Origin of the sequence: Psychrobacter sp. (assembly GCF_018260395.1) — a bacterium.
In the GTDB taxonomy this organism is placed as follows: domain Bacteria; phylum Pseudomonadota; class Gammaproteobacteria; order Pseudomonadales; family Moraxellaceae; genus Psychrobacter.
Genome location: NZ_JAGLBC010000018.1, coordinates 1 through 26,934 on the forward strand (window position 1 = coordinate 1; position 26,934 = coordinate 26,934).

The following is a 26,934-nucleotide window of genomic DNA, read 5'->3' on the forward strand; positions in this document are numbered from 1 at the left end:
AATCTAAAGAATTATGGATAATTAGTTCAATTGTGGTTCTTGCTTCAATATTTTTGCATGGTATATCTTCACCATATTTGATGAAACTTACCACTACTAAAAAGACGTAAGTTTAGTAGCCAACATATTTAATGCTTATTAAATAAATGTTTTTTTATTAACAATACTCCACTCTCAACTCTTTATAAGTTATTGATAATTAAAGGCTTAAAAAGGTAAGACCTTACAACTAAAAATATCAAGTCCTTTAAAATCAAGGGTTAAGTAAAAAGAGTTGAGATTCGGGTTAACAATAATAAAAATTATTTTATAAGCATTAACACCTTGAACTACTGTTGATCGAACCAATCCAAAATAGTTTCAGTGATAGCAAATTGTCGTATATCAGTGCTCATTGTTACATCAAAGTTATGCACAAAGGCCACGGCAAGCTCTCGCTTAGTATCACACCAAGCCATTGAGCCATTATAACCCATGTGCCCAAAAGCAGTCTTTAAGTTGTCATTTTTTTGGCTAAGACTAAACACTCTATGATAGCCAAGACGCCACTGCATACTGTTCGGATTAGAAGCAGGCATAATTGCATCACTACCCTCTACATTTATCTTTGATAGCTGCTCAAACACCTCTTTTGAAATAATCTGTTTGTCATGCCACTTACCACCATTAGCCAACAGGGCATACATTTTGGCTAAAGCTTGAGCTGATGCCACATTATTGGCAGCCGGAATTTTAGCCATTAAAGCATCAGGTTTATAATAATTAAAACCTGATCGACCTGCCGGCACCAAAGCATACTTGAAGTCTTGTATTTGAACATGACTCATATCGAAATATAAATTAGCAATATCTAATGTATTTAAAGTTGATTTAGCAGTATGTTGTTGTTGATACATACTTTGCCAAAATGGATAAGGGGATAGACTTCTATAAAAACTTAGCGTTTTCTCGCTATCAGAACGAAGTATAGGTTTGCTACTTCTTTGTTTAGGAGATAAGTCTGACTGTAAATCAATATCCAATCCAATAAACTTCTCAAAATTTTCAAAATTCTTAGAAAGCGTCGCTACCTTAGCAATCTTATCTCTTGGTACCCCAAAAAATAAGCTACCAACCACACCCAACGGTTCTGCCAAATACTTATCGATGACTTGATTTAATGGCTCGCCCATAACCTTCTCAATTAATCCACCTAGCACCCAACCTGAAACTAAGGCACTATAGGCGCTAGTCGCATATTCATTAGCTGTAGTTTGCGGGCTCATATTGGCTACATTAACTAACATCTTATCCCAATCTAACATATCGTCAGCAGTGTCAGTCACAGATTGAATATTAAACAAGCCTGCCTGATGAGTAAGAACTTGACGCAAAGTAATATCATGTTTTCCATTTTCTGCAAATTCAGGCCAATAATCAGCTATCGGCAGCTCATAGTTCAGATAATTTTGAGACACTAATACGTGAATCAAAGTAACCAATACTCCTTTTCCTGTCGAAAAATTCAGCGATAAAGTATTTTTATCCCAGAGCATATTAGGCACAGCATAGCCAACATTGGCCTCAGCAATCAGCTCCCCTTTATGATAAACCACTAACGATCCTCCTGCTGGAGCATCATCAAGTTGTAATTTTTGCATAAGTTGGGCTAATTGAGTTTGTAGATTTCCCATAAAACAACCCTGAGGCTAATTAATATAAACACTGAACCGCTAACTTCTCACTATTAGCATAAAACCGTTAATAGTTTGTACGTATTATGAATGAGTGTTTTAAACTTAAATCTGAACTAAACAATTTACATAAACTATCGAGGTACTAATAAACGCATACGTACTTCTTCCTCAAGACTGCTTAAACCATGCTCTTTACCACGCTCAATTGCAGTTTCCATTTTTCGACCCCGTAGCCATCCTGCCCTCAATGCTATACAAGCGCCCACTCGGTTACCCGAACCACAATGAATGAGGGTCTTTTTACCATGATTGGCACGTAGAACTTTGTCAAATTCTAAAAGATTGATTTGCTTTAAATCTTCGGCTCCAGCAATTGGCAAATGAGTATAATGAATGCCTGCCTCTTCTACTGCAGCCTTTTCATCAAAACTTAATTCAGATTCAGGTTGTAAATTGATGATATGCTCAATACCAGCTTTTGCTATTTTATCAATATGGTCTGCCGATAGCTTACCTGAAACTACAGTATTGGCATCTGGAAACTTAGCATTCACCAATACTTCTGATAACAAATCCTTTAATGAGTCTGCCGATTGTTCATGAGTCTTTACATTTTTTACATTATCTGATGCTTTGTCGACTATACTTGATTCATCACTTGACATTTTAGCTTCCTTATAAACATAATAAATTCAGCCAAAACAATATGCTTTAGCTGAATTTTATTCAATATTAAATGATTAATTAATAGTATATCACTTAATGCTTACAGCTTTTTGATAGTGCCTGCTAGGTGTGGCTTATTATCTTTAGCACTGTACAGATCAAAGTCAACTGAGGTAGTCTTATTCAACTTGTCTAAATTATCTCCAATTAACTCTACTTCTGAAGGTAGAAAAATGGGCAATTTAAAGGCAACATCTACGGTATAAGCCTCTGGTAGATCCATTAGGCTTAAACATTTGGCTTTTGACCACATGCCATGGGCAATCGCTTTTGGAAAGCCCAGTGCTTTAGCCGTAATAGGATGTATATGAATGAGGTTAAAATCGCCTGAAATTAGGGCATAGCGACGACCAATATCTTCTGGTACAGCAAAAATGCTATGTAAGTCATCTTTGCCCGCTTCGGGTTTTTGATTGACAGTCTTTGGCTTATTGTCTTTATTACCACTATTCTTTGTTTTTTGACGAGACAGATAAGTTGAAGTTCCTTCCCAAACTAGTTCTTCACCACTATAGACTTCAGTCACAAAATCAAACTGCTTACCTTTATCATGGTCTCTTAAATTAGCAAAGCTTACTCGCAGTGATACCACTTCAGAGTCTGCAATACGGCGGTGCTGAGTGACTGAATTAGCCACATGGACCAAACCCAACATCGCAAATGGGAACGCTTCATCTACCATCATATTCATCTGCAAAGATTGAGATAGTACAGCAAAATAAGTAGGCGGAATCTGACCATTATCAGCAAAACCACAAATACGGCGGTAGTCTTGTAGGTTATTCATGTTAATTTTCAGGTCATTTACTACATAAGTGGCCTGAGGTAAGACATTTTTCTTAACTTTTTTGTTAGAACCGATAACGGGTATTAATGACTTAATTATTTTTGGATAGGTTTGTCTAGCTTCAGGCAAACTTTTTAATTCACGAGTTCTCATAATTGATCCCTTTTATAAGTGCGACAATAATTAACTTGCGATAGGCTAAAATAATGGTCATAGACTAGCTAATTATAAAAAAGGCCATCACGATGATGGCCCTATTTATTATTGCATATATTTAAATTGCTATGATTTTGGTCGTTGACATCAACAATCAATTATCAAGCATTATGCATGACCTATTTGGCGACATTAAGTATATTAAGCGCCTAATAAACTTTGACCACATACACGTACTATATTACCATTAACGCCACCAGATGCAGGCGTTGCCAACCAAGCGGCTGTTTCTGCTACATCGACTGGTAACCCGCCTTGACTCATAGAGTTCATGCGGCGACCTGCTTCACGAATGGCAACCGGAATAGCAGCAGTCATTTGTGTTTCAATAAAGCCTGGTGCAACAGCATTAATCGTAATGCCTTTATCTTCTTCTTTTAATTTCTTAGCGGTCGCTTGAACCAAGCCAATAACACCTGCTTTAGACGTTGCATAGTTGGTCTGACCTAAGTTACCCGCAATACCTGAAATCGATGACACACAAACAATACGCGCATTTTCATTTAAAGCATTATTTTCGAACAAATAATCATTGATTGCAGCGATACTTTGCAAGTTAATATCAATTACCATGCTCCACTGCTTATCATCCATTTTTGCTAGAGTCTTATCACGAGTCACTCCAGCATTGTGAATAATGGCATCTAACCCATTACGTTTTGCAGCAGCTTCTGCGATTTTCTCACCAGCATCTTTAGCTGTGATATCTAATGCTAAGGTTGAGCCACCAATTTCACCAGCAACTTTTTGTAAATCAGCTTGTTGTGGCGGAATGTCAAGACATATGACGTGAGCGCCGTCACGCGCGAATACACGAGCCATTGATTCACCAATACCTCGGCTTGCGCCAGTAACCAATACGGTTTTACCTGCGAATGGCTTAGACCAATCAACATCTTGAGCATTGCCTTTGCCAACACGAACTACTTGGCCTGAAACATAGGCAGAACGAGCAGAGATAAAGAAGCGTAGAGTTGAGTCAATATTTGATTCAGCGCCTTTACTCACATAAATGAGCTGAGAGGTAATACCATTTTTAAATTCTTTACCTACAGATTTCACAAAACCTTCAAGCGATCTTTGGGCCAAAGTTTGACCAATGGACTCACACTCTTCTGGTGGACGACCAATAACAATAACACGACCTGATTTTTCGACTTGACGCGCTACAGGGTGGAAGAAATCATACATTTCTTTTAAGTCTGGAGCATAGCTGATGTTGCTTGCGTCAAAGATAAGTACTTTATACTTTTCAGCATGATCTTTACTACCTTTAGCCTCAATACCTGCACCAGATAATGCTTCTTTATGCGCATCTTCATCTGAAACATATACTTCAGCGTGTAAGTTGTTAAGAACATTAGCTACTGCGTCACTAATACTGCTATCATCACCAGATGCTGAGCCGAATAAAACACTTCCACGAACTACTTTTTCACCCGCTTCAAAACGATCTAATTTAATAGGTAAAGGTAATCCTAGGCTTTTAGCTACTTTTTTTCCTAATGATGATTGTACAAATTCCCCATAGCGATCTGACATAAATACTCCTAATAATATTATTGATTGGTTCTACTTATTTAACTGTAAAAACATTAAACTGTGATCGATTAGATATAACATCAATACTACACTACCCTTCACTCATGTAAATAAAATTTTTTTATAAAAGAATAATCTAATATAAAGACATCCTATAAATATATAAGATTGCCAATTATTGACAATGTGATAAAATCAAACCTAATGTTATGAGTAGAGGCGCTAATGATAACATTATATTATTATAGACTAACATCTTCTAATTTGTATTAGTAACAATGTTAAAATGCCTTTCTTGATTACTTTAACCTTAAATAAATTTTTGGCATCTATTTTATACAATTATTTATCATCACAATACTATTAACTATATGATAGTAAAATAACTATAATTTTAAAGTTACAAACTATCCCACAATGTAATTCAAAAAATTTACAATTAAATAGTATGCTATATGTTGATCTATATTTTAAATCACTATTTATAAATGACTAATTTATAGAAATAGTTTAGATAATTAGTTTAAACAACTATTTCAAATTTCAATTTTTAACACCAAGCCTTCTTAAAATAAGTCTATGAACTTTAAATACAACGGCTTATCTTAACTTTCAATAGATAAGGATATTAAATGAGCAATTCAAATGCTAAGAACAAACCAACTGAAGCTAATTCGCCAGTTACTTCAACTTTAGTAAGTAAAGCTGGTGAGCCCTTATTAGTTGATAACGCGGAAAACACAAATCATGGCGAAAACGCAGATTCTGCAGTAGATTTTACTAAACTTCAAAGTGTAGTGGTTTCATCACCTAAATCTGAAGAAGATGAAGTGATTAAAAAAGATCAAGCCGCAAAGCAAAAGATTATAGAAGAAGCTAGAGCTGCAAAAGAAGCTGAAGAAGAAGAGTCTGAATCAAAAACCAGCCAAACTGAAGCTTCTGAGAAAAAAATTGAGGCCTCTGAGGATAAAGCAACCTATAAAAATCCTGACGAAACTGAAGAAGATCAACCAGTTAAAAACGATGATAATAAAGAATTAACAGCTGAATTGCCTAATAGTGAAGATTCTGAAACAAAGGATTCTGAAACTGAGCAATCTAAATCTGAGCTATCTAAATCTGAAGAGCCTAATGAAGATCAAACCCACAATGAGGAAACATCAATGTCTAATGCTTCAACTACTACTAACCTTCCACGCCGTGTTGCTATTTTAGGTGGCAATCGCATCCCATTTGCACGTTCAAACGGTCCTTATGCGGATGCTAGTAATATAGATATGTTAAGTGCTGCTCTAAATGGCTTGATTGAGCGTTATGAACTTCAAGGTGAGCGTGTAGGTGAAGTTGTAGCAGGTGCTGTTCTAAAGTTAAGCCGCGACTTAAACCTAACTCGTGAATCTGCTTTAAACACTGCTCTTGATCCTCAAACGCCAGCTTATGATATTTCACAAGCTTGTGGTACAGGTCTTCAAGCCACTTTCGCTGCAAGTAATAAAATCGCATTAGGGATTATTGATTCTGCTATTGCTGGTGGTGTTGATACTACTTCAGATGCACCAATCGCTGTAGGTGATGGTCTGCGTAAAGCATTGATTAAACTTGGCGCTGCAAAAACCAATAAACAACGCCTGTCTGCCTTACTTAACATTAACCCTAAAGAGATTATCGATTCACCTCAAAACGGTGAGCCACGTACTGGTCTATCTATGGGTGAGCATCAGGCAATTACTGCATTAGAGTGGAATATCACTCGTGAAGCACAAGATGAGTTAGCGGTTAAAAGTCACCATAATTTAGCTCGAGCTTACGAAGAAGGCTTCTTTGACGATTTAATCACACCATACAAAGGTTTAACTCGAGATAATAATTTACGTCCTGATTCTTCGCTTGAAAAATTGGCGAGTTTAAAGCCAGTATTTGGTAAGCTAAATGCCAATCCAACGATGACTGCTGCTAACTCAACGCCTTTGACCGATGGTGCTTCATGCGTTCTATTAGGTACGGATGAATGGGCTGAAGCTCATGGTCTAAAACCTTTAGCTTACATCGTACATCAAGAAACGGCTGCGGTAGACTTCATCGGTAAAACTGGCCCTAAAGAAGGCCTATTGATGGCGCCAGCTTATGCAGTACCACGTATGCTTGAGCGTGCAGGTCTAACCCTTCAAGACTTCGATTTTTATGAAATTCATGAAGCTTTTGCTTCTCAAGTACTAGCTACTCTAGCTGCTTGGGAAGATGAGACTTTCTGTCAAGAGCGTCTAGGTCTTGATAAAGCATTAGGGTCTATTGATCGTAGCAAGTTAAACGTTAATGGTTCATCATTGGCTGCAGGTCATCCATTTGCTGCAACGGGTGGTCGTATTTTAGCCACTGCTGCTAAACTTCTGGATCAAAAAGGGTCAGGCCGTGCGCTAATTTCAATCTGCGCTGCAGGCGGTCAAGGCGTTACTTGTATTCTTGAAAAATAGTTATCATAAGTCTGTTGTTACCTTAATTAAAGGTTAATTAACTGGCATTAAAAAGAGTCCAAATTTGGACTCTTTTTGTGTTTTAGTCCTTTAAATTACTAGGTTATATTTTAACTTAACTATAACGTTGCTAACTCTGATAATAATCTATCATAAGCCATCTTATCTTGAACATTCTGATAACGAGCTAACTTGAGATCCTCGATGACTGTCATAACCTGTTGAATACTATCTAAAGTAAGTTCATGAATTGAAGCATATTCTTCTAATTTCAAATCCAACTGTAAAGGCTTTAAACCTAAGCTTTGACGACTAAAGTCCATTAACATAATCTCTGATAATTTTATAAAGGCATCAAGTGACAAGTTTTTTTGCCAATAGTCACTAGCAGCAATGCTACTACGTTTGCCTACCCTAATTGCTAACCACACTTTAATCCAAGTATCACGTAAACTGTACCATTCACTACTTAACATATCTAATGCAGCTAACGGTGCACCATTAGCGAGTTTTAAAGCTTGTTTTATTTGCTCAGACAGTTGGCTTTCATTCTCAAACTCAATTGACTTATTATGCATAACATATTCAGTCAAATATCCGGCCACTTTATCTAACTGAATATGATTTATAGCCACTTGTTGCACCCGACTTCTAATCGTTGGTAATAGCTTAGTAGGCCAATCAGTCACTAACAATAAATGAATCCCATCACGAGGCTCTTCTAATGTCTTTAATAAAGCATTGGCGGCTGCCACTGTCATCATGTCAGCGTTGTCTATGACGCAAACCCTTCTACCACTACTTCCTTGACTCATAAAAGGTTGGAGTGCGCGGATATCATCTACTTTTATAGAAGTTTTAGCGGGTTCTAAGGGTAATTTATTGGTGTTTTTTTGGGAGCTTTTACTACCTTTGCTTTTTTTAGCAGATGTTTTCAGTTCTTCTTGATCAATAGTAGGCAGACTTGAATTGGGCAATACTTGTAAATCAGGGTGAGTACCTGCTTGTAACCATTGGCAACTTTGACAATATCCACATGCTCCATGAGTACTATTGGCTATAACTTGTTCTCTATTATCACAGAGCAGCCAAGCGACAAAACGCCATACAAAACCCCTTTTACCTATACCCTGCATACCTGCAAACAACAATCCATGAGGCAGCCTATCATAGCGAGAGGTTAAGTTGTCCCACACCGACTGCTGCCACGGCAACAATGGCTCAAAATATATACTTTGCTCCGAGCTTTGTGGCTGTTTCATAATTAATTATAATTCCCTTTGAACCTAGATGTCTGCCATATTGGCATTGATAAGAAGCTGCTACATCAATCTCGATATCTATTGCAACTCGCTGATAGAAAGAGCGTTTAATCGGTCTAAATCCTGCTGCATGTCCACGCCCGAAGGAAGCTGAACACTGGCCTTAGCTATTGCAATTTTTTCTCCATTCTCAAGCACTCTTAATTGCTCTAGACTCTCTAAATTTTCTAATACCCCAGGTGACCATTGCACAAAACTTTGTAGCAGTTTAACGCGGTAAGCATAAATACCTAAATGCCTATATGCATTAGTAGGTACATCAAGCTGAGGTATTATATTATTACCTTCAATACGCTTTTCATCAGCTTTACTATTATTTTGTGCCATGGCCAAAGCATGGTTTCTATCGCATGGAATTGGCGCACGGCTAAAATATAAAGCATTATGCAAGCTATCAGTTACTACCTTGACCACAGATGGACGCATAAACTCTGCATAGTCTAATATAGGCTCATAGAGGGTAGACATCACGCAGTCTGGTTTATTAACTAATAACTCTTTGACCTGCTGTAATAATATTGGGGGAACTAAGGGCTCATCCCCTTGCATATTAACGACAATATCATGTTCATCCCAACCTTTAATTTTCGCAACTTCACTCAGTCTATCCGTTCCTGAAGCGTGACTTGAATCAGTCATAACTACATCATAACCCGCATCTCGACAAACTGCTGCAATTTTGTCATCATCAGTTGCAATGCATAGGTCATCAGCAAAAGTTGCTTGACTGGCTTTTTCTGCCACCCATAAGATCATTGGCTTACCATGAATCAATAATAAAGGTTTTCCAGGCAAACGAGTGCTTTTAAAACGAGCAGGGATAACAATATGAACTTTGGGATCTGAGGTCTTTTTTTTTGTTAAGCTCATCTGACTTCTCTTGATTAATAGAATATGAATTCTTGAACTGGCTAATACTTGCTACAGGACAATGCCTAATGAGCTAAGCTGTTTAGTTAAGGTATGATAGGCGTTGTCGCTCAACACTGCTTTAACTGGCAATACCCAAATAGACAAGTTTTGCAATTTTGGGTTATTACTCACTAGAGGGGCAATTTTAACTGCATCTTTTGAGGTGATAACAATTGGCTTATCTGTCAAATACATTAGGTCTTCTGCATTAAACTGATGATGATCAGGTTTAGCAATGCCCTCTACTTCATATCCCAAATCTTTTAAAGTATTAAAGAAGCGCTGAGGATAACCAATGCCACTTATGGCGTAAACGGATTTTGTTGCCAAATTTGTCGCGGTATTTGTTTCAGTATTTGTTTCAGTATTTGTTGAGATGACACTCAACTTTTTTGCAATAAGCGGCTGTAACGCCTCTGCTTGTAAGTGCATAGTTAGCTTGTTATTATCCACTTTTAATGCAGTTTTCGATTTATCATAAGGCTCATGATAGATTACCGTACTGTCTTTTAATCGGCTAATAGGCTCTCTTAAAAATCCTGTGGGTAACAGCTGTTTATTGCCAAATCCCCTAGCACTGTCTACTACTACCCATTCTATATCACGTTGTAACTTATAGTGCTGTAGACCATCATCAGCAATAATTAATTGGATATCTGAGTGTTGATTTAATAGGGTTTCTATTGCTTGTTGACGATTGGGGCATACCGCAACCACTGCCCCTGTTTCGCGTATTATTAAACAAGGTTCATCACCCACTTCTTGCGGTTTACTGTTTACCGTAACGATTTGTGGCATTAACGATTCATCACCACCATAACCTCTACTGATAACACCGACTTTTATACCTTTATTTTTTAAATAACGAACTAGCTCTATTATCAATGGCGTTTTACCACTGCCGCCTACGGTAATATTACCAACCACCATTACTGCTACAGGAGCACGATAACTTGATAGAATACCTTGTCGAAACAGCTTACTTCTTATTCCGTTGATTATCCCATACAGAAAACTAAACGGCCATAACAACCAAAGCCAGCCTGCCTGTTTTTGCCAAGCTTTCACAATAGCTAGCTCTAAATTAAAATTGTTAGAATTTTTTTTGTTGGTTGATGTTGAAGTCTGATCAATCTGTTTCATAAGTATCGCACTCAAGAATAGCTTTAATTTTTGCTTAGGCTATTTATTTATTTAAAACAGTTTACTAAGCGAGTACCCATTTATTTTAAAGCTCCTAGCTTGATATGCTTTGAGAAATCACTCTTTATTTATTTAACGAATTATTTGGCTTCAAATTGAGTGTCAGCAAAATCTCTATCATACATATGGGCATAACGACCCGCTAGCGCCATCAATTCATCGTGACTTCCTGTTTCAATAATTCTACCTTTCTCCATCACAACAATTTTATCAGCTGATTCAATGGTCGTTAATCGGTGCGCAATAACCAAGGTAGTGCGATCCTTCATGACATTTTCTAAAGCTTTTTGAATATAGTACTCAGATTCATTATCAAGGGCACTGGTAGCTTCATCCAATATCAATATTGGCGCATCTTTTAATAAAGCACGAGCTATAGACAATCTTTGCCGCTGCCCTCCAGATAACTGCAAACCTTCTGCACCAATAGAGCTGTCATATGCTTGAGGTAATGCCATAATAAAGTCATGGGCAAAAGCAGACTTAGCGGCCGCTACCACTTGCTCTTCAGTTCGAGTCGCCAAATCACCATAGGCAATATTATGACGAACACTGTCATTAAATAGCACGACTTGCTGATTAACCATACCAATTTGAGCGCGTAGAGAACTTAATGAAACAGATTCGATAGCCATACCATCAATTAATATATTGCCATTACTCGGCTCCAAAGTACGGGTTAATAAATTAACCAAAGTGGTTTTACCAGCGCCACTTTTACCAACAATCGCTACCGTCTGGCCAGCTTTAATTTCCAAAGTAAAGTTATCTAAAGCTTTGGTGCCATCTGGGTAATGCATGGACACATTGTCAAATACGATATTACCTTTGGCACGTTGAATATGTTCACCACTGTCCTCTTCTTCAGACTCATCTAATAACGCAAATATAGACTCACCAGCAGCAATACCTTTTTGTAATTTCTCATTGATATCTGTCAAACTTCTGACCGGCTTACTCAATAAACCTGCGGCTGTCAAATAAGCGATAAACTCGCCGGCTGTGGTATTAGCAATCACTTCAGGTCTTAACGCCAACCAAACCACTACTGAAAATGATAAAGCCATTAATAACTGAACTGCAGGGGTATTAATACTACTGGTGACGACAATTTTCATACCCTGTTTCAAGTTTTCAGATGAAGCCTTTTCAAAACGCATCTTCTCGTATGTCTGTCCACCATAATTTTTTACTACTTGATAACCACCTATAACTTCATTGGTAATGTGACTAACATCACCCATAGATTTTTGAATACCTTTTGAAAGGTTCAAGTAACGTTTTGAGGCCTTTTGGATTAACCATAATATTGGTGGTAACACCAAAAATAGTATTAGTGTCAATCGCCAATTGGCATACAATAAATAGCCCATTAAGGACACAACCGTCATACCATCACGTACTAAGGTTTTTAAGGAGTCTGTACTGGCTGCGGTAACCTGCTCAACGTCAAAGATTAGTTTTGATGAAATGGTACCTGATGGATTCGCTAAGAAAAATGCGTTGGGTAAGCGTAAAAGCTTATCGAATACTTCAACGCGAAGCTCGTAAACAAGATTTCTTGAAATTAAAGCAGAAAAATAGTTACCTAAAAAAGATCCTACCCCTCGAATAAAAAACAGAAGAATGATTAAAAAAGGAAAAAGATTAAGTTTAGACTGGGTACCATTATTTATAGCATCCGTAATATACTGAATAAGTTTGGCAATACCCACTTCTGTAGCGGAATTGATGGCAAAACCTATCATTGTCAATACTATAGCCCACCAATAAGGTTTAATATATTGCATTAACCTTATATATGTTTTGGTACTAGATTTAGATGACTTAGAAATTGGCTTTATTAAGCTTGGTTCCAGATCTTTGAGACCTGTAGAAGAAGTTGACGATGCATCGTTAGGAGATGAATTAGTCATCATATGCCTTATTTGTTACATTAATTTATTACTAACTATAGAAAAATTTTTGATATCTGTAGATGAATAAAAGCACTTTTAAGAAATAGTATTATTAGATTAAAAGAGGTTAGATTATAAAATACTTTTTTATAAGACTAATTGTTACATCCACTTTTTCTGCCAACCTTTTATTAAACTTATACAATAAAATCTTAAGCGCTTTAAGACATGTCCATCATGTTAGCTTATGATTTAAAGTGTTTTAATAAAGCTTGAAGCTCTTCATGACTGTGAAAAAAAATCTCCATACTGCCTTTACCACCTTTCTTTTGCTTCAATTTAACGGTTGCACCAAGGTAGTCAGAAAGCTGTTGATTGAGTTTTTCTATTTCTTTATCCGTATTTTTTTCGGAGGAATTGGTTATTTTTTCAGGATTTAAGATGGACTTAACCAACTTCTCAGCATCACGCACCGTCATCGACGCTTCGATTATCTTCTCAGCTATAATGGGCTGCTGCTCAGAGGATAATGATAATAAGGCACGAGCATGCCCCATATCAAGATGACCCTCGCTTAAGTGAGTTTTAACCTCTTCATGCAAATGATTTAAGCGCAGCAGATTAGAAACTGTCGTTCTTGCCTTACCCACTACATCTGCAATCATCGCATGACTCATACCAAATTCGGTATGAAAGCGCTGTAATGCTGCTGCTTGTTCAATGACAGATAAATCTTCACGCTGAATATTTTCAATTAATGCAAGCGCAATCGCCAATTCATCTGATAAGGCACGCTCAATGGCGGGAATAGTATTTTGACCCGCCATTTTTGCGGCACGCCAGCGACGTTCACCAGCTATAATTTCATGAGTAATATTGTCTGCTAGCTTCTCTTCATTTGCCAATAAAGGGCGAATAACGATAGGTTGCATCACCCCGTGTTGGCTAATTGATGAGGCCAATTCGGCTAATGCAGTTTCACTCATATCACGTCTTGGCTGGTATTTACCTGCCTGTAGACGTTCGACATCCATTTGAACCAAAGTCATCTCATCTTCAGAGACTTCATTACTCGGTTTAGAGACGTTATTGTCTATCTTACTATCAGCTTTATTTGCTGGTGGCTTTTTTCTTGATTCTACTTTATTAACGGTAGTGGGTTGTTCAATTTCAGGCACATTTGGTTCAGGCGTTTCGTTAGACTCGCGTTCAACTTGTAAGTCGTCACGTAAAGCGGCAGCTGTAATGGCTTTTTCTTTTTTGATAGACCCGAGTAGAGCATCTAACCCTCGGTTTGCAGCTAGTCCACGCTTTTTTGCCATGTTGGTTATCCTCTACACCCTACTTATCTGATCTATTAAGTGTTTTTAGTGTCAGCAAATTAGCCTTCACAATCAATATATTCAAATCTACAATATAATAAAATACCATAGCTTGTTTAAAAAAAGCTTCAATCTAATAAATTGTTAGCTGCTTGCTAGCTCAATAAGAAGTGCAATAAAACTAATCCAGTTTAAATGACAGTTGACGGCTTTGTTTGATTATTTCTGTGGCCAGTTTGCGATAAGCCTGAGCCCCTTTCGAGCTTTTTTCATAATCTAATACTGGCATCCCATGTGCAGGAGCTTCTGCCAAACGCACATTTCTAGGAATAATGGTCTTAAACATTAAGTCACCAAAATGAGATTCAAGCTCATCGGACACATCCATTGCCAAAGTATTACGAGCGTCAAACAGGGTTCTTAAAACGCCGCGTATGTGTAAATCAGGATTTAATTCTTTAAGTCTATCGATAGTCTCCGATAAATCAGCCAATCCTTCTAAGGCGTAATATTCACATTGCATAGGGATTATAACGCCTTGAGTCGCAACCATGGCATTAATCGTTAGTAGGTTAAGACTAGGCGCACAGTCGATAATAACATAATCGTAATCGCTCATATTTTTCATGGCATTACTTAATAATAAGTGACTGTCGCTTTTACCCATCAACGTAATATCTATACCTGATAAATCACGATTGGCACCAATCACGTCAAATCCAGCAGGACTTTGATTGATAGCTTCATTTATATCAACGCCATCTAACAATACATCAGCTATGGATAATTCCAAAGAACGCTTCTCAAGTCCTGTACCTGATGTGGCGTTACCTTGAGGATCCAAATCAATAAGCAATACTTTTTTACGTCGACCGGCGAGACTTGCGGCCAAGTTGACTGCAGTTGTAGTTTTACCTACACCACCTTTTTGATTCGCTATTGCTAGAATTTCCATAGGGTTACTCTTTTAGCTCTATAAAGCAAGTTGGTTTATATTATTACTATAATATCAATTAAATGATGTCATGGTTTATAGATTGCCTAACCATTTATCTTGACCAACTCTGTTAAGTGTCTGGTTTCAGCTAGATATGGCACATCCAAAGCAATATGATCTATTTGCCACTCGTTTATCAAGGCATTAATGTCATCTGTATCAGGAATTAACCCTTTCATAGACTGTAGCCAACCGCCTTTTGCTAAGCATGGTTCTGCCGCTTCAACAAAGTCAGTTAGACTAGCAAACGCTCTTGAAGTAACCACATCAAATTTATCGTGTTCATCAAGCATGAAGTTTTCAATACGACTGGCCACTGGATGAACGTTAGTAACCTTAAGCTCTGAAATAGACTGACGAATAAAACGAATCTTTTTCTGATTACTATCAAGCACTGTCACTTCACGCTGTGGGTCACATATTGCAATAATTACACCAGGCAAGCCTGCCCCTGTTCCGATATCTAAAAGCTTACCAGATTTTAAGTGCGGTATTATGGCTAAGCAGTCAATGATATGTTTAATAAGCGCTTCTTTTGGCTGTTTAATTGCAGTGAGATTATAAGCTTTGTTCCAGAATAATAGCTTGTCTAAGTACAGCATAAGGGTTAAGCGCTGATCATCATTAATTTCTATTTTTAACTTATTAATGGCGTCTAACAAAAGTTTATCTAGTTCCTGAAATTGACTAGATATAACTTGAAATTTAGGGCTGTTCATCATTTTATCGCTACCATACTGTACTATAATACAGTCAAGTTCTGGGTTTATCTTAGGCCAAAGCGGTTAGCGTGGCATTATAACACGTTACTAATTTTTTTAGATGTTATCCCAGGTCTATCCTGAGATATACTCGATATAATTTTTATTCTTAAATTCCTTATTGATCTGAGCCCATTATGTCATCTTCTAGCAAAGCTACGACTCCTAAAAACAAAACTAATAAAATTCATGGCAATCATCCAACAAGCGTTGAATCTAGCAATAATATTAAGGAGTCGTATGTTAATGCAATTCCAAAAAAACTCAACAGCCCTTCTCAAATTAAAAAAACTTTAAATAAGCAGCAAAGAGAAGCATTAGCTATTAAAACAGTTGTCGAACTAAAACAAAACTGCAAAGTTGATCCTGTTAAATTAAAAAAGCACAGTGATCCAAAAGTGCTGCCTGCCTCCACCAAAATAGCCAATCGGTTAAACTATGGCTTTGGTCAAAAGCGTTCAATCTCAGCACTAAGTACCGCTTGCGATATTAATGCGGGTGGTTACAATGTATTTGCAGTAGGTGCTAATGGCTTAGGTAAACGAACCTTTATCACCCAATATCTTACCACCCAAGGCCATAAGCAAGCCCCTTTAAAAGACTGGATTTACACTTTTAATTTTAAGCAGCCCAACTCTCCGCTTGCTATTGCTCTTAAACCAGGAACTGCCCCAAAACTTGCCTTAGAATTGGCAAATATATGGCATAAGTTATCTCAAACTGTGGCTGACTTAGACCATGACAACAATTTATCTAATGAAATAAAAAACACAATTACTCAAGTTATTACCCCAATGGTGGATAAATTATCAACAATCTATAAGAACAATGACAAATTATTGGGCTATTTACGCTTATGGCAACAAGATATTGTAGATAACTTAATTCATATTCTTGATGCTAAAGATGAACGTTTTGTGCCAGCTTATAATCAATCCATACCTGATCGATATAATATTAATATTTTAAGCACAACACATACTAAGTTGCCATCGGATTATGATTTAAAGCAATCTGAACATAGAACACCTGATGGCGCCCCCATAATCTTTGAACCTAATCCATCTCCGAGTAATATTTTAGGTAAAATTCATAAAACCTTACAAGCCGGCTCTACTGTTAGTAACCATATGATGATCAAACCTGGCGCGCTTCACACTGCCAATGCAGGGTTTTTGATAATAGAAGCTTCTCATATTAGTGAGTATCCTGCGACTTGGCAGGGTTTAAAGCTTGCTTTGAGAACGGCGCAACTTAGGCCGATTGAAGCCAGTGAGAATGACCTACTAGGTGACAATTTATTGACTCCCGAGCCCATTCCTTTAGAGAATAAAATTATTTTATTGGGCGAGTCCGATTTATACGACCATTATGCCGAACATGATGTTGAGTTTTTATCTTTATTTAAAATACGAGCCGACTTTCATGAAGAAATCATTCGTTCAGTTGATAATGAGAACGAAATGGTTGCTAAAATGGCTAATATCATTGCGAAGTATAATCTAAAGCATTTTGACAATACCGCTCAAGCCACTATCTTAGAATTTTTGAGTTTGATGTCTGAAGACCAAAATAAACTTAGTCTGCATAGCGATAGCCTAATTCAAGTGATGCTTGAGGCAAATCGTTTGGCTACTATTGATAAAGCTCAAGTAGTTAGCACTAACCATGTCAAAAAAACCTTGTCAGACATTAACTATCGTTCAAGTTATCTAAAAGAGCTTTATCTACAAGAAATTACTGATGGTCAACAGCTAATTAATACCACAGGCAGTGCCGTGGGTCAGATAAATGCTTTGACTATTATTGATTATGCCGACAGTGAATTTGGCATGCCAGCTCTATTAACGGCTGTGGTACAACATAGTGTTGGCTCAGGAGATATCTTAGATATCGAAAGAGATGTGGAGCTAGGTGGTAGTCTACATGCCAAAGGTATGCTTATTATGAACAGTTACCTACGTGCTCTTTTTAGCCCTTATCAACCATTAAATTTTACAGCTTCATTGGCCTTTGAGCAGAGTTATGCTCATATTGATGGCGACAGTGCGACCTTAGCAGAGGCATGTGCCTTACTATCAGCACTGGCTGAAATCCCTATCTCTCAAGCGCTCGGTATTACAGGTTCAATGAATCAATTGGGTAGAGTTCAAGCCGTAGGCGGTATTAACGCTAAAGTAGCTGGCTTTTTCGATGCTTGCTTACATCAAGGATTAACTGGCACACAAGGCGTTATTTTACCTTATGCTAATATTTCGCAGCTTATGTTACGTGATGATATTATCGATGCAGTTAAAGCAAATAAGTTCCATATTTACGGCGTTAAAAGCTTAAGTGAGGCTTTAACCATATTGGCTGATATGCCAGTTGATACTAAGAATAAAAAAGGTCGATATCTTAAAGCTAGCTTATTTGGCAAAATTATTAAAAACCTTGAAAAATGGGAAGAGCAATTAAATCCCCCAGAAGAGGCAGCTGAAAGTGCTGAGAACGAGGGTAAGCCAAATAAGACAAATTCGTAGATAGGTCAAATAAATTAAATCAATTAAATAAAAACAAAAATTTGAATGAAGTAATAGGAATGTGCCAATATCGAATTTAAAAGTTAAAAGTAAAATGTTAAAAGTCACAAAACTATCGTATAGACATTAAAATTATGCTATTTTTTAGCTGTGCTTTATTTATAAATAAAAAATTAATAAATACAAAATCAATCTTATAATCAATAAAATGATGACTGATATGACCAAAAGTAAGGATGCGACTAAGACCAAGCGTGCTTTAAAGACCAGTGCACCTTCCAGCAATAATAGCACCGCAACCACTGCACGTCAGTGGGAGCTTCTAAATTTACTCGAGCGAGGTAGCTGGCGAGGCACTCATCATTTGCATGAACAATTAAGCTTGGCTAATTTTGAGGTAAGTTTACGAACAATTCAGCGAGATTTAAATGCACTGTCAAAACGCTTTCCTATCGAGAAAAATAATGCCAACCCTCAAGGATGGCGGTGGAAAGAAGATGCACCAGTGCAAAGTTTGCCTCACATGAATCTATCACAAGCTGTTGCTTTTAATATGGTTGAGGCGAATTTGGCTCAATTATTACCTCCTACTATATTAGATGAGCTATTTCCTTGGTTTGATTTGGCCAGACGTCAGTTAAAAAATAGTAAAATAGCCCATAACTGGTTAGATAGAGTCCGCATTGAGCCGGCAACTCAGCCTTTGATTGCGCCAGAAATTCGTCGTGAGTGTAAAGACTCAATATATCAGGCAATATTTTTTGAGCATCAGATTACTGCCTGCTATACCCGTCGCAATAAGGACACGGCAGGTAAATACACGCTTAATCCTATTGCTATCGTACAACGTGGTGTGGTGATATACTTATTGGCCACTAAGGTTGGTGATGAGAATCAAATCATTCGCACCTTTGCCCTACATCGATTTACTAAAGTTACAGTAGAAGAGTCCAAAGCTGTTATTCCTAAGAATTTTGAATTAAGCTCTTATTTGGACTCTGGAGGAATGGGTTTCGCCCATTATTTGTTTAAAGATTTACCCAATCGTGGTAAGGACATCAAAATTAAGCTAGTCTTTAATGGCAAAGCGGGTACCAGTCTTACTGAAAGCCGCTTGAGTCAAGATCAGGTTGTAATTGATGATGATGAAAATAACACTCAGACTATCACAGCTACGGTCAATTTAACCTCACAACTGGTCTGGTGGTTACGCGGTTTTGGTAAAATGCTTATCTCAATTGAACCTGATATTCTAGCCACTGCCGTCAAGCAAGAAGGTCCAAATGAATAAAGCGTGGTTTGAGTAATTAATACAGGTTTAACTTTAACATAGAGCGCAACTTAAAATGCTTAAGTGCTATAATCCGACCTTATTAGAAGCTGCTATTATTAAAATTATTCATACTGTTTATTATTTAATCCATTAGGCTTAATCATTCAAACTAACTATTGTATCCCTTAGGAGTTTTTTGTGGCCACTGCGACCCATAGCCCTTCCCAGTCTTTGAAATCAGGAACATCTGTAGAAGCTTTAAATGCCCTGCCAACTTCACATCTATTAAGTGAACTACCTATCCAAGGTAACACTTTTTTATTTGGCTTAAATTTCAAATATACTGAGGTGATAAAAAAAGGATTAATCAACCGTTTAAAGAAGAATAAATTAACTTTAGATCTGGATTTATCTTGTCTTATATTTGATGAAAAATTAAAGGTGGTTGACAAAGTTTGGTTCAAGCAACTTCGCGACAGCTCTGAAGCCATTCGTCATCAAGGGGATAGCTTAAATGGCAAAGACCGAGGTGCACTCGCTGAATTAAATAAAAGTGTTGATGTTGAAACTATTGAGCTAAGACTAGAGCGTTTACCAGCAACAGTATCACATTTAGCACTAATAATTTCTTGTTATAACGGCTATCCTATACGTCAAGTTGAGCGCGGCAACCTATATATAAGTGATGATGAGGGTAATCAAATTTATAGTTCTGACTTAACATTGCTTTCTAATGACAGCGCTGCAATATGCGTAGCAATATTTAGCCGTGAATTGGGGGAATGGCGCTATACCCAACATGATCTTAGTTTATCGAATCATAAAATGACAACCATGATCGATCAAATTCAAAGTGAATTATCAAGAGTTTATGCTTAGCTTTAAACTTAATAAAAAAGAGTCTATTGGCTCTTTTTTTAGTTAGTAAAAGTTAGTTATGAATTTACTTTTTTATGAATCGAATTAGCAAATTTCTTGAATTATTAAATTTATAGATGCTCACCGCAATGCGGACAATAATTCTTTTTATCTATCTCAGCCAGTCTATGTTCGTACTCTTTTTCACGTAACAGCTGCAAAATTACCTCGTCAGCTTGCTCTTTATTTAATCCAAGTTCACGCCTAACTTTATCAATCTTATAACTATCTTTTATTAGGTGCATATCATCATTATCTAACAGCATTTCACGGAATTTTTGTTCTAGTATTTCACGGCGTTGCTCAAGCTCTGAGGCCAAACCTGAGGCCAATATACCTGCTGGCAGAGCAGCCAAACCTACTCCTAATATGGTAATTACGGCACCAAGAAACTTGCCCGCATTGGTTACAGGAATGACATCACCATAACCTACTGTGGTTAAAGTAACCACTGCCCACCACATTGATTTAGGTATTGACTCAAAGACCTCAGGCTGTGCTTGATTTTCTACCACATAAATGCCGCTTGAAGCTGTGACAATCAGAATTATTAAAATAAAAATAACGGCTTTAAAAGATTCTTTTTCTTTATGTAATACAATTAATAAAATGCGCATCGCCGCAAAATATCTGGTCAACTTCAATAATCTAAATAGCCTTAAAACTCGTAAGAAGCGCAAGTCAACGGTGACAAAATAATTTAGGAAAGCTGGTGCAATTGAGATAAAGTCAATAATAGCACCAGGGCTTTTTAACCATTGTAAACGCCTTTTCCAATTCGGTAGTTCAGGATGTTTATCTTTATCTTTTTCAACTATCGCCCATAATCTTAGTAGATACTCACCGCTGAAAATAACAATCGAAAACTGCTCAAAAGCATCAAAAAGATGCTTATTTGGAAAATACCAAACATCGACTGACTCAGCAATAACTGCAGAAACATTTAATAAGATCAATACTATCAAGAATTTATCAAAGGACTTACTAAACTTAGTTTGGTAGGCCTCATTTTCGATAATGTCATAAACTTGACTTCGAAGTTGTTGATATAATTGATTCTTTATCATATTTTGCTTAATTTGTTAGTATTAATAAGGGTTGACACCTATGCCTTAGCGCTTTTAGTTGGAAGTATATAGACTACTCTGAAACATCTTATGCTATAAATATTATAGAGTACAATCGAGCAATAGCAATAAAATTACCTCCTTATACAAAACAAAAAAATCTTCGACTGGTATTTTCCAATCGAAGACTTAGATTCAGCTGTTAAGATTAAAAGTTATATCTATAATATAAGTCGATGATATATGGTTAAAATTATTAATTGTACTTAAAGCAATATACGTCTAGGATCTGCCAGTAACTTAGCTATATAACGAGTGAACACTGCAGCGTCTGCCCCATTAATTACTCTGTGGTCATATGATAATGATAAGGGTAGCATCAAACGGGGATCAAAAACTTGTTTTTCTGCATTCCAACGAGGCTGCATTGATGCTTCTGATACACCCAATATACTGACTTGAGGCCAGTTTACAAGCGGTGTGAAGTAAGTTCCACCCAAATTGCCTTGACTTGATATAGTGAAACTAGCTCCCTGTAACTCTTTGGTGCCTAGCTTCTTATCTCGAGCCTTAGCTGCTAACTCGCCAATCTCTATTGCAAGTTGCTTAATCCCTTTGGTTTGCGCATCTTTAATAACGGGTACTATTAGACCATCATCTGTGGCTACTGCAATACCCATATTCACAGTTTTTCTAAGGTAAATCTTAGTATTATCATCACTCAAATGGCTATTAAACCTAGGGTATTGCAATAAGGCATACGCTGTCGCTTTGACAATGAAAGCTAAAATAGTCAATCCAATACCTTGTGCTTTGAACTCCCCTTTTAAGGTAGCACGTAAGCTCTCAGTATCAGTAATATCAGATAAATCAAACTGAGTGACCTGTGGCAAATAGGTATTGTAGTTGAGCTGCGGGATAGATACTTTTTGTAGGCGACTTAAATCTTGTGTTTCAATCTCGCCCCATATATCAAGGTTACTCATATCTGGCAAATTCGGCAAACCTGAGGGTACAGTATTTTGTGCTACAGTATTAGCGTCATTAGACTGCATAAGCCCTTTAACATAATCAAAAATATCTTCTTTCACAATACGATCATTTAGCGCTGTGCCGCTAATCTGAGTAATATCCACACCTAACTGTCGTGCTAATTTGCGTACCGCAGGACCAGCATAGACATCACTTAATTTAGCATTAATTTGTTGCTCACTGAGCTTGTGATCTTGGGTTATGGACGGCTTTGACTTAAAATTAGATTGGAGCTGAGGATTTCTAGACTTTGATGCATTTGCTACTTGTTTATGTTTACTTTCAACTGAACTTGCAGGTGCTAAATTCACATCCTTGTTGTCCTGTTGCGTATTTTTAGCGTTATGATCTTTTTTAACCTCTGTTTCTGCATGGCTATCATCTGAAGCGATATTAATAACGATAAAGTCTTGACCATTGGTCACCTTATCGCCAGCACTGATTAATATTTCTTCCACTGTTCCTGACACGGGTGAAGGTACTTCAACTGAAGCTTTATCAGACTCAATAAGCAATATAGACTGATTAGCTTCTACGCTATCACCCACACTAACCATAATATCAGCCACTTCAGCTACTTCAACCCCTAAATCGGGCAATGAATATGTTTTTGACTGACCTGCTTCGTCTCCAACTACAGTGCTACCACTAGAGTTATCATCATCCTGATCGGTGGTATTAATTTTATGTTGAGTGGTTTTATCCATATCATGCTGGTTATCAGAGTCAGAGGTTGCATTCTGTGATGTCTGTACTTCTGTAACAGTTGACTGAGTATCTGAAGCATCATCGGAATCAGCTTCAATCTCAATGAGCACAGACCCTTCGCTCACCGTATCACCAACGGATACATTAATTTTAGTAACCGTACCACTGCTTGAACTTGGCACTTCGACAGCGGCTTTATCTGATTCTAACAAAACAATATTGTCATTTTCCTGAATTTTGTCACCTATAGAGACCATAATCTCACTTACTTCGGCACTTTCGACGCCCAAATCGGGGGCTTTAATTTCCATTTCTGTTCTCCAGAATTTTTATAATAAGATAATTAGTACGAGTCGTATTGATTTTGTAGACTAAAGCTAAACGACTAAACTTGAAGACTTCACCTTTAATCTGAATAAATTCAGCTTTTATTCTTCAACATCTTCATCATTTAATAGACTAGCATCAGCTTGATCTTCAGCACGTCCTTCGCTACTAATTTCATCATCATCTTCTTCTACCAATTCTGGTACTGGAGTTGGATTTATTTTATCTGGTGCAGGGGCATCAGGGAAATGGTCGTATTGATGCTGTGGCTGCCAAGCTGGTGGTTGATCCACATCAATACCTAAACTAGTGATCGCATCTTTAACCAAGCGCATCTCAACTTCACCTTCATCAGCTAAGCGTTTTAAGGTAGCTACAACTATATGTTCGGCATTTACACGAAAGAAGTTACGTAACTGAGCACGGCTATCGGAACGCCCAAAACCATCTGTACCAAGGGTGGAATAAGGTCGATTGTCTGGTAACCAGGCTCGAATCTGTTCTGAATTATTACGCATATAATCTGTCGCTGCGATGACCACGCCATCATGTTTGGCCAATTGCTCGGTTATCCATGGCACTTTTTCTTCTTCCATCGGGTGTAAGCGGTTATAGTCATCACATGCCATACCTTCACGAGTCAACTCATTGAAGCTGGTTACGCTCCATACGTTGGCACTAACATTAAACTCTTCAAATAAAATCTGTGCCGCTTTTTCAACTTCTCTTAAAATAGTACCTGAGCCTAATAACTGAACATGAGCGGTCGCGTGTAGTTGACTATTATCATGTAGCAAGTACATCCCTCGCTTAATACCTTCCTCTACTCCTTCTGGCATAGCAGGTTGATCATAGTTTTCGTTCATTAAAGTAATATAATAATAAACCCGCTCACCATTGGCGTACATACGGCGTAGCCCATCGTGCATAATAACCGCCAATTCATATCCATAACAGGGATCATAGCTAATACAATTAGGTACAGTGCCAAATAAGATATGTGAATGGCCATCTTGGTGTTGCAAACCTTCACCATTTAGAGTGGTTCGTCCTGCAGTACCCCCTAGCAGAAATCCTTGAGCTTGACAATCTCCAGCCGCCCAAGCCAAATCGCCCACACGTTGAAAACCAAACATCGAATAATAGATGTACAACGGAATCATGGGTAAAGCGTTTACTGAATAACTGGTTGCCAAAGCAATCCAAGCACTCATAGCACCCGCTTCGTTAATTCCTTCCTCAAGCATATGTCCGTCTTTGGCTTCTTTATAGCCCATTAAAGCTTCACTGTCTTCAGGTGTATATTTTTGACCTGCTGATGAGTAAATCCCTAACTGACGGAACAAACCTTCTAAACCAAAAGTACGGGCTTCGTCAGGTACAATAGGTACCACTCGACTTTGGATATCTTTATTTTTTAACATAGCGGATAGAAGTCGAACAAACACCATAGTAGTTGATTGTTCTTTACCGTCACTGCCTTTTAAGATTCGATCAAATATTGTCAGCTCTGGAATATTCAACGGAATATGTCCACTACGACGGTTGGGTAGATGTCCTCCTAAAGACTCACGACGACCCCGTAAGTATTTCATTTCTGGCGTGTTTTCGTCGGGGCGATAAAAGGGAAGTTTTTCTAATTCTTCATCAGTAAAAGGCAAATCGAAACGATCTCGGAAATATACAAGTCCTTCTTTATTGAGCTTCTTAATCTGGTGACTCCTGTTCACCGCCTGCGCTTGGGTAGACAGACCATATCCTTTTACTGTCTTAACCAATACTACCGTTGGCTGACCTTTGGTTTTCATCGCTTCACTAAAGGCTGCATAGACCTTAATGGGATCATGACCGCCGCGGTTTAAATGAACAATATCGTCATCAGTCAATTGATCTGCCATCTCAACTAACTCTGGATATTTACCAAAGAATTCTTTACGACTAAATGCCCCATCACGGGCTTCATAAAGCTGATATTCCCCATCAACTGTTTCTTCCATGCGTCTTTTTAACGCACCTGAATGATCTTTATCTAATAGAGTATCCCATTTACCACCCCAAATGACTTTTATTACTCGCCATCCTGCGCCCCGAAATATTGATTCTAATTCCTGAATAATCTTGCCATTACCTCTAACAGGACCGTCTAATCGTTGTAAGTTACAGTTAACTACCCAGATTAAGTTGTCTAGTTTTTCTCGTCCTGCTAATGAAATAGCCCCTAAGCTTTCTGGTTCATCTGTCTCACCATCACCTAAGAAGGCCCAAATCTTACGACCTTCATCTTCTAATAGACCACGATTGATAAGATAGTTGTGAACATGGGCATGATATATGGACATGATTGGCCCTAGTCCCATAGACACGGTTGGGAACTGCCAATAATCTGGCATCAGATAAGGGTGAGGATAACTTGATAAGCCTTTACCCCCAACTTCACGTCGAAAGTTTTCTAATTGATCTTTGGTTAAGCGGCCCTCTAAAAAAGAACGGGCGTAGATTCCAGGCGCAGAGTGTCCTTGATAATAAATCATGTCCCCACCAAAGTGATCACTGGCTGCTCGAAAGAAATGATTGAATCCTGTCTCATATAAGGTGGCACTTGATGCAAAAGTCGCTAAATGTCCGCCAAGATCGTCGTCATTTTGATTGGCTCTCATAACCATTGCTAATGCATTATAACGGACCAAAGCACGAATCTTTCGTTCAATGCCTAAATCACCGGGATAAGTAGGCTCGTCCTCCACAGGGATCGTATTTAAGTAGGCTGTGTCAAGACGATTAAAAGGTAACCCTTCTTGTGAGGCCATGTTAAACAATGCTTTTAGCAAGAACTGAGCTCGATTTTTATCACTATGCTTGATTACAGATTCAAAGGCATCTAGCCACTCTTGAGTTTCAGTATTATCGGCATCATTATAATATTTCATAAATTTCCCTAAGTTTTTTTTATTTCCAATGTTTATTATTGAATTAAATTATTAATTTAATAACTAATACTTCTAATTCTAAAGTTAAATGCTATTTGTTCGAGTAAACACTTGTATCTATAATGAGTATAACTATATTTAACAAGTTTACCTATTCTTATAAATGAATGACTTTTATAACTGTATTTATTTAATAAATAGTCGATATTTTCATAAAAAAAAGAATACTATCTTGCCTAGAGCCCTAAAATATATTGAATTCAACTAATGTATAAGTAACCTATGTATGTTGTCTCAAGTTGCTTTGCCATAAATATTATTTTAAAT

18 protein-coding genes are annotated in these 26,934 nt (G+C 37.5%); 4 read left to right on the forward strand and 14 right to left on the reverse strand.

Translation table 11 applies throughout. The annotated features are described in order from the left end of the window. Positions 1-329 precede the first annotated feature (329 nt). The 4 genes from QZ265_RS02780 to QZ265_RS02795 form a co-directional block, all read right to left on the reverse strand. On the reverse strand, positions 330-1,673 hold the full coding sequence (locus QZ265_RS02780) for a serine hydrolase domain-containing protein (RefSeq protein ID WP_296403186.1): 1,344 nt from the start codon (positions 1,671-1,673) through the stop codon (positions 330-332). 134 nt (positions 1,674-1,807) lie between these two features. Beyond that, complete coding sequence (locus QZ265_RS02785; protein ID WP_296403187.1) at positions 1,808-2,341, reverse strand: sulfur transferase domain-containing protein; 534 nt, start codon at positions 2,339-2,341, stop codon at positions 1,808-1,810. A 101-nt stretch (positions 2,342-2,442) separates the two neighbouring features. Further along, the gene (locus QZ265_RS02790) at positions 2,443-3,342 is read right to left on the reverse strand and encodes a MaoC/PaaZ C-terminal domain-containing protein (protein WP_296403189.1); all 900 of its coding nucleotides are present in this window, start codon (positions 3,340-3,342) and stop codon (positions 2,443-2,445) included. Between the two features lie 204 nt (positions 3,343-3,546). Beyond that, positions 3,547-4,947: a 3-oxoacyl-ACP reductase gene (locus QZ265_RS02795; RefSeq protein ID WP_296403191.1), complete on the reverse strand. Its 1,401-nt coding sequence runs from the start codon at positions 4,945-4,947 to the stop codon at positions 3,547-3,549. A 632-nt stretch (positions 4,948-5,579) separates the two neighbouring features. On the opposite strand from QZ265_RS02795, the gene QZ265_RS02800 reads away from it, so the two are divergent. Then, positions 5,580-7,418 carry an acetyl-CoA C-acetyltransferase gene (locus QZ265_RS02800; protein WP_296403193.1) on the forward strand — a complete coding sequence of 613 codons (1,839 nt, stop codon included), beginning with the start codon at positions 5,580-5,582 and terminating at the stop codon, positions 7,416-7,418. Positions 7,419-7,537: 119 nt separating this feature from the next. Here QZ265_RS02800 and QZ265_RS02805 read toward each other — a convergent pair whose 3' ends face one another. The 7 genes from QZ265_RS02805 to rsmG all read right to left on the reverse strand — a co-directional run bounded on the left by QZ265_RS02805 (position 7,538) and on the right by rsmG (position 15,794). After that, a complete protein-coding gene (locus tag QZ265_RS02805) occupies positions 7,538-8,680 on the reverse strand; it encodes a DNA polymerase III subunit delta' (RefSeq protein ID WP_296403195.1) in 1,143 nt (380 codons plus the stop codon). Positions 8,681-8,758: 78 nt separating this feature from the next. Continuing rightward, positions 8,759-9,610: a 3-deoxy-manno-octulosonate cytidylyltransferase gene (gene kdsB, locus QZ265_RS02810; RefSeq protein ID WP_296403197.1), complete on the reverse strand. Its 852-nt coding sequence runs from the start codon at positions 9,608-9,610 to the stop codon at positions 8,759-8,761. A gap of 51 nt (positions 9,611-9,661) precedes the next feature. Next, positions 9,662-10,795: a tetraacyldisaccharide 4'-kinase gene (lpxK, locus tag QZ265_RS02815; RefSeq protein WP_296403199.1), complete on the reverse strand. Its 1,134-nt coding sequence runs from the start codon at positions 10,793-10,795 to the stop codon at positions 9,662-9,664. Between the two features lie 140 nt (positions 10,796-10,935). Then, complete coding sequence (msbA, locus tag QZ265_RS02820) at positions 10,936-12,771, reverse strand: lipid A export permease/ATP-binding protein MsbA (protein ID WP_296403200.1); 1,836 nt, start codon at positions 12,769-12,771, stop codon at positions 10,936-10,938. 227 nt (positions 12,772-12,998) lie between these two features. Then, positions 12,999-14,075 carry a ParB/RepB/Spo0J family partition protein gene (locus QZ265_RS02825; RefSeq protein ID WP_296403204.1) on the reverse strand — a complete coding sequence of 359 codons (1,077 nt, stop codon included), beginning with the start codon at positions 14,073-14,075 and terminating at the stop codon, positions 12,999-13,001. 181 nt (positions 14,076-14,256) lie between these two features. Further along, positions 14,257-15,030: a ParA family protein gene (locus tag QZ265_RS02830; RefSeq protein ID WP_296403205.1), complete on the reverse strand. Its 774-nt coding sequence runs from the start codon at positions 15,028-15,030 to the stop codon at positions 14,257-14,259. A gap of 86 nt (positions 15,031-15,116) precedes the next feature. After that, positions 15,117-15,794 carry a 16S rRNA (guanine(527)-N(7))-methyltransferase RsmG gene (rsmG, locus tag QZ265_RS02835; RefSeq protein ID WP_296403207.1) on the reverse strand — a complete coding sequence of 226 codons (678 nt, stop codon included), beginning with the start codon at positions 15,792-15,794 and terminating at the stop codon, positions 15,117-15,119. A gap of 176 nt (positions 15,795-15,970) precedes the next feature. Here rsmG and QZ265_RS02840 point away from each other — a divergent pair, with 176 nt between their 5' ends. From QZ265_RS02840 to QZ265_RS02850, 3 genes are all read left to right on the forward strand, one after another. After that, entirely contained in the window at positions 15,971-18,355 is a 2,385-nt protein-coding gene (locus QZ265_RS02840) for an AAA family ATPase (RefSeq protein ID WP_296403210.1), read from the forward strand. Positions 18,356-18,575: 220 nt separating this feature from the next. After that, a complete protein-coding gene (locus tag QZ265_RS02845; protein ID WP_296403212.1) occupies positions 18,576-19,646 on the forward strand; it encodes a WYL domain-containing protein in 1,071 nt (356 codons plus the stop codon). A 180-nt stretch (positions 19,647-19,826) separates the two neighbouring features. Then, positions 19,827-20,507, forward strand: coding sequence for a TerD family protein (locus QZ265_RS02850; RefSeq protein WP_296403214.1), 681 nt, complete (start codon positions 19,827-19,829; stop codon positions 20,505-20,507). A gap of 110 nt (positions 20,508-20,617) precedes the next feature. Here the strand turns inward: QZ265_RS02850 and QZ265_RS02855 are convergent, their stop codons facing one another. The 3 genes from QZ265_RS02855 to aceE form a co-directional block, all read right to left on the reverse strand. Beyond that, complete coding sequence (locus tag QZ265_RS02855; RefSeq protein ID WP_296403216.1) at positions 20,618-21,613, reverse strand: ion transporter; 996 nt, start codon at positions 21,611-21,613, stop codon at positions 20,618-20,620. Between the two features lie 266 nt (positions 21,614-21,879). Then, entirely contained in the window at positions 21,880-23,664 is a 1,785-nt protein-coding gene (locus tag QZ265_RS02860; protein ID WP_296403218.1) for a 2-oxo acid dehydrogenase subunit E2, read from the reverse strand. 117 nt (positions 23,665-23,781) lie between these two features. Next, complete coding sequence (gene aceE / locus QZ265_RS02865; RefSeq protein WP_296403219.1) at positions 23,782-26,607, reverse strand: pyruvate dehydrogenase (acetyl-transferring), homodimeric type; 2,826 nt, start codon at positions 26,605-26,607, stop codon at positions 23,782-23,784. Between the last annotated feature and the right edge of the window lie 327 nt (positions 26,608-26,934).

What these genes read in the sequence shown, in the direction of transcription:
- QZ265_RS02780 (WP_296403186.1), bottom strand. Translation starts at nt 1,673, where the DNA reads ATGGGAAATCTACAAACTCAATTAGCCCAACTTATGCAAAAATTACAA.
- QZ265_RS02785 (WP_296403187.1), bottom strand. Translation starts at nt 2,341, where the DNA reads ATGTCAAGTGATGAATCAAGTATAGTCGACAAAGCATCAGATAATGTA.
- QZ265_RS02790 (WP_296403189.1), bottom strand. Translation starts at nt 3,342, where the DNA reads ATGAGAACTCGTGAATTAAAAAGTTTGCCTGAAGCTAGACAAACCTAT.
- QZ265_RS02795 (WP_296403191.1), bottom strand. Translation starts at nt 4,947, where the DNA reads ATGTCAGATCGCTATGGGGAATTTGTACAATCATCATTAGGAAAAAAA.
- QZ265_RS02800 (WP_296403193.1), top strand. Translation starts at nt 5,580, where the DNA reads ATGAGCAATTCAAATGCTAAGAACAAACCAACTGAAGCTAATTCGCCA.
- QZ265_RS02805 (WP_296403195.1), bottom strand. Translation starts at nt 8,680, where the DNA reads ATGAAACAGCCACAAAGCTCGGAGCAAAGTATATATTTTGAGCCATTG.
- kdsB (WP_296403197.1), bottom strand. Translation starts at nt 9,610, where the DNA reads ATGAGCTTAACAAAAAAAAAGACCTCAGATCCCAAAGTTCATATTGTT.
- lpxK (WP_296403199.1), bottom strand. Translation starts at nt 10,795, where the DNA reads ATGAAACAGATTGATCAGACTTCAACATCAACCAACAAAAAAAATTCT.
- msbA (WP_296403200.1), bottom strand. Translation starts at nt 12,771, where the DNA reads ATGACTAATTCATCTCCTAACGATGCATCGTCAACTTCTTCTACAGGT.
- QZ265_RS02825 (WP_296403204.1), bottom strand. Translation starts at nt 14,075, where the DNA reads ATGGCAAAAAAGCGTGGACTAGCTGCAAACCGAGGGTTAGATGCTCTA.
- QZ265_RS02830 (WP_296403205.1), bottom strand. Translation starts at nt 15,030, where the DNA reads ATGGAAATTCTAGCAATAGCGAATCAAAAAGGTGGTGTAGGTAAAACT.
- rsmG (WP_296403207.1), bottom strand. Translation starts at nt 15,794, where the DNA reads ATGATGAACAGCCCTAAATTTCAAGTTATATCTAGTCAATTTCAGGAA.
- QZ265_RS02840 (WP_296403210.1), top strand. Translation starts at nt 15,971, where the DNA reads ATGTCATCTTCTAGCAAAGCTACGACTCCTAAAAACAAAACTAATAAA.
- QZ265_RS02845 (WP_296403212.1), top strand. Translation starts at nt 18,576, where the DNA reads ATGACCAAAAGTAAGGATGCGACTAAGACCAAGCGTGCTTTAAAGACC.
- QZ265_RS02855 (WP_296403216.1), bottom strand. Translation starts at nt 21,613, where the DNA reads ATGATAAAGAATCAATTATATCAACAACTTCGAAGTCAAGTTTATGAC.
- QZ265_RS02860 (WP_296403218.1), bottom strand. Translation starts at nt 23,664, where the DNA reads ATGGAAATTAAAGCCCCCGATTTGGGCGTCGAAAGTGCCGAAGTAAGT.
- aceE (WP_296403219.1), bottom strand. Translation starts at nt 26,607, where the DNA reads ATGAAATATTATAATGATGCCGATAATACTGAAACTCAAGAGTGGCTA.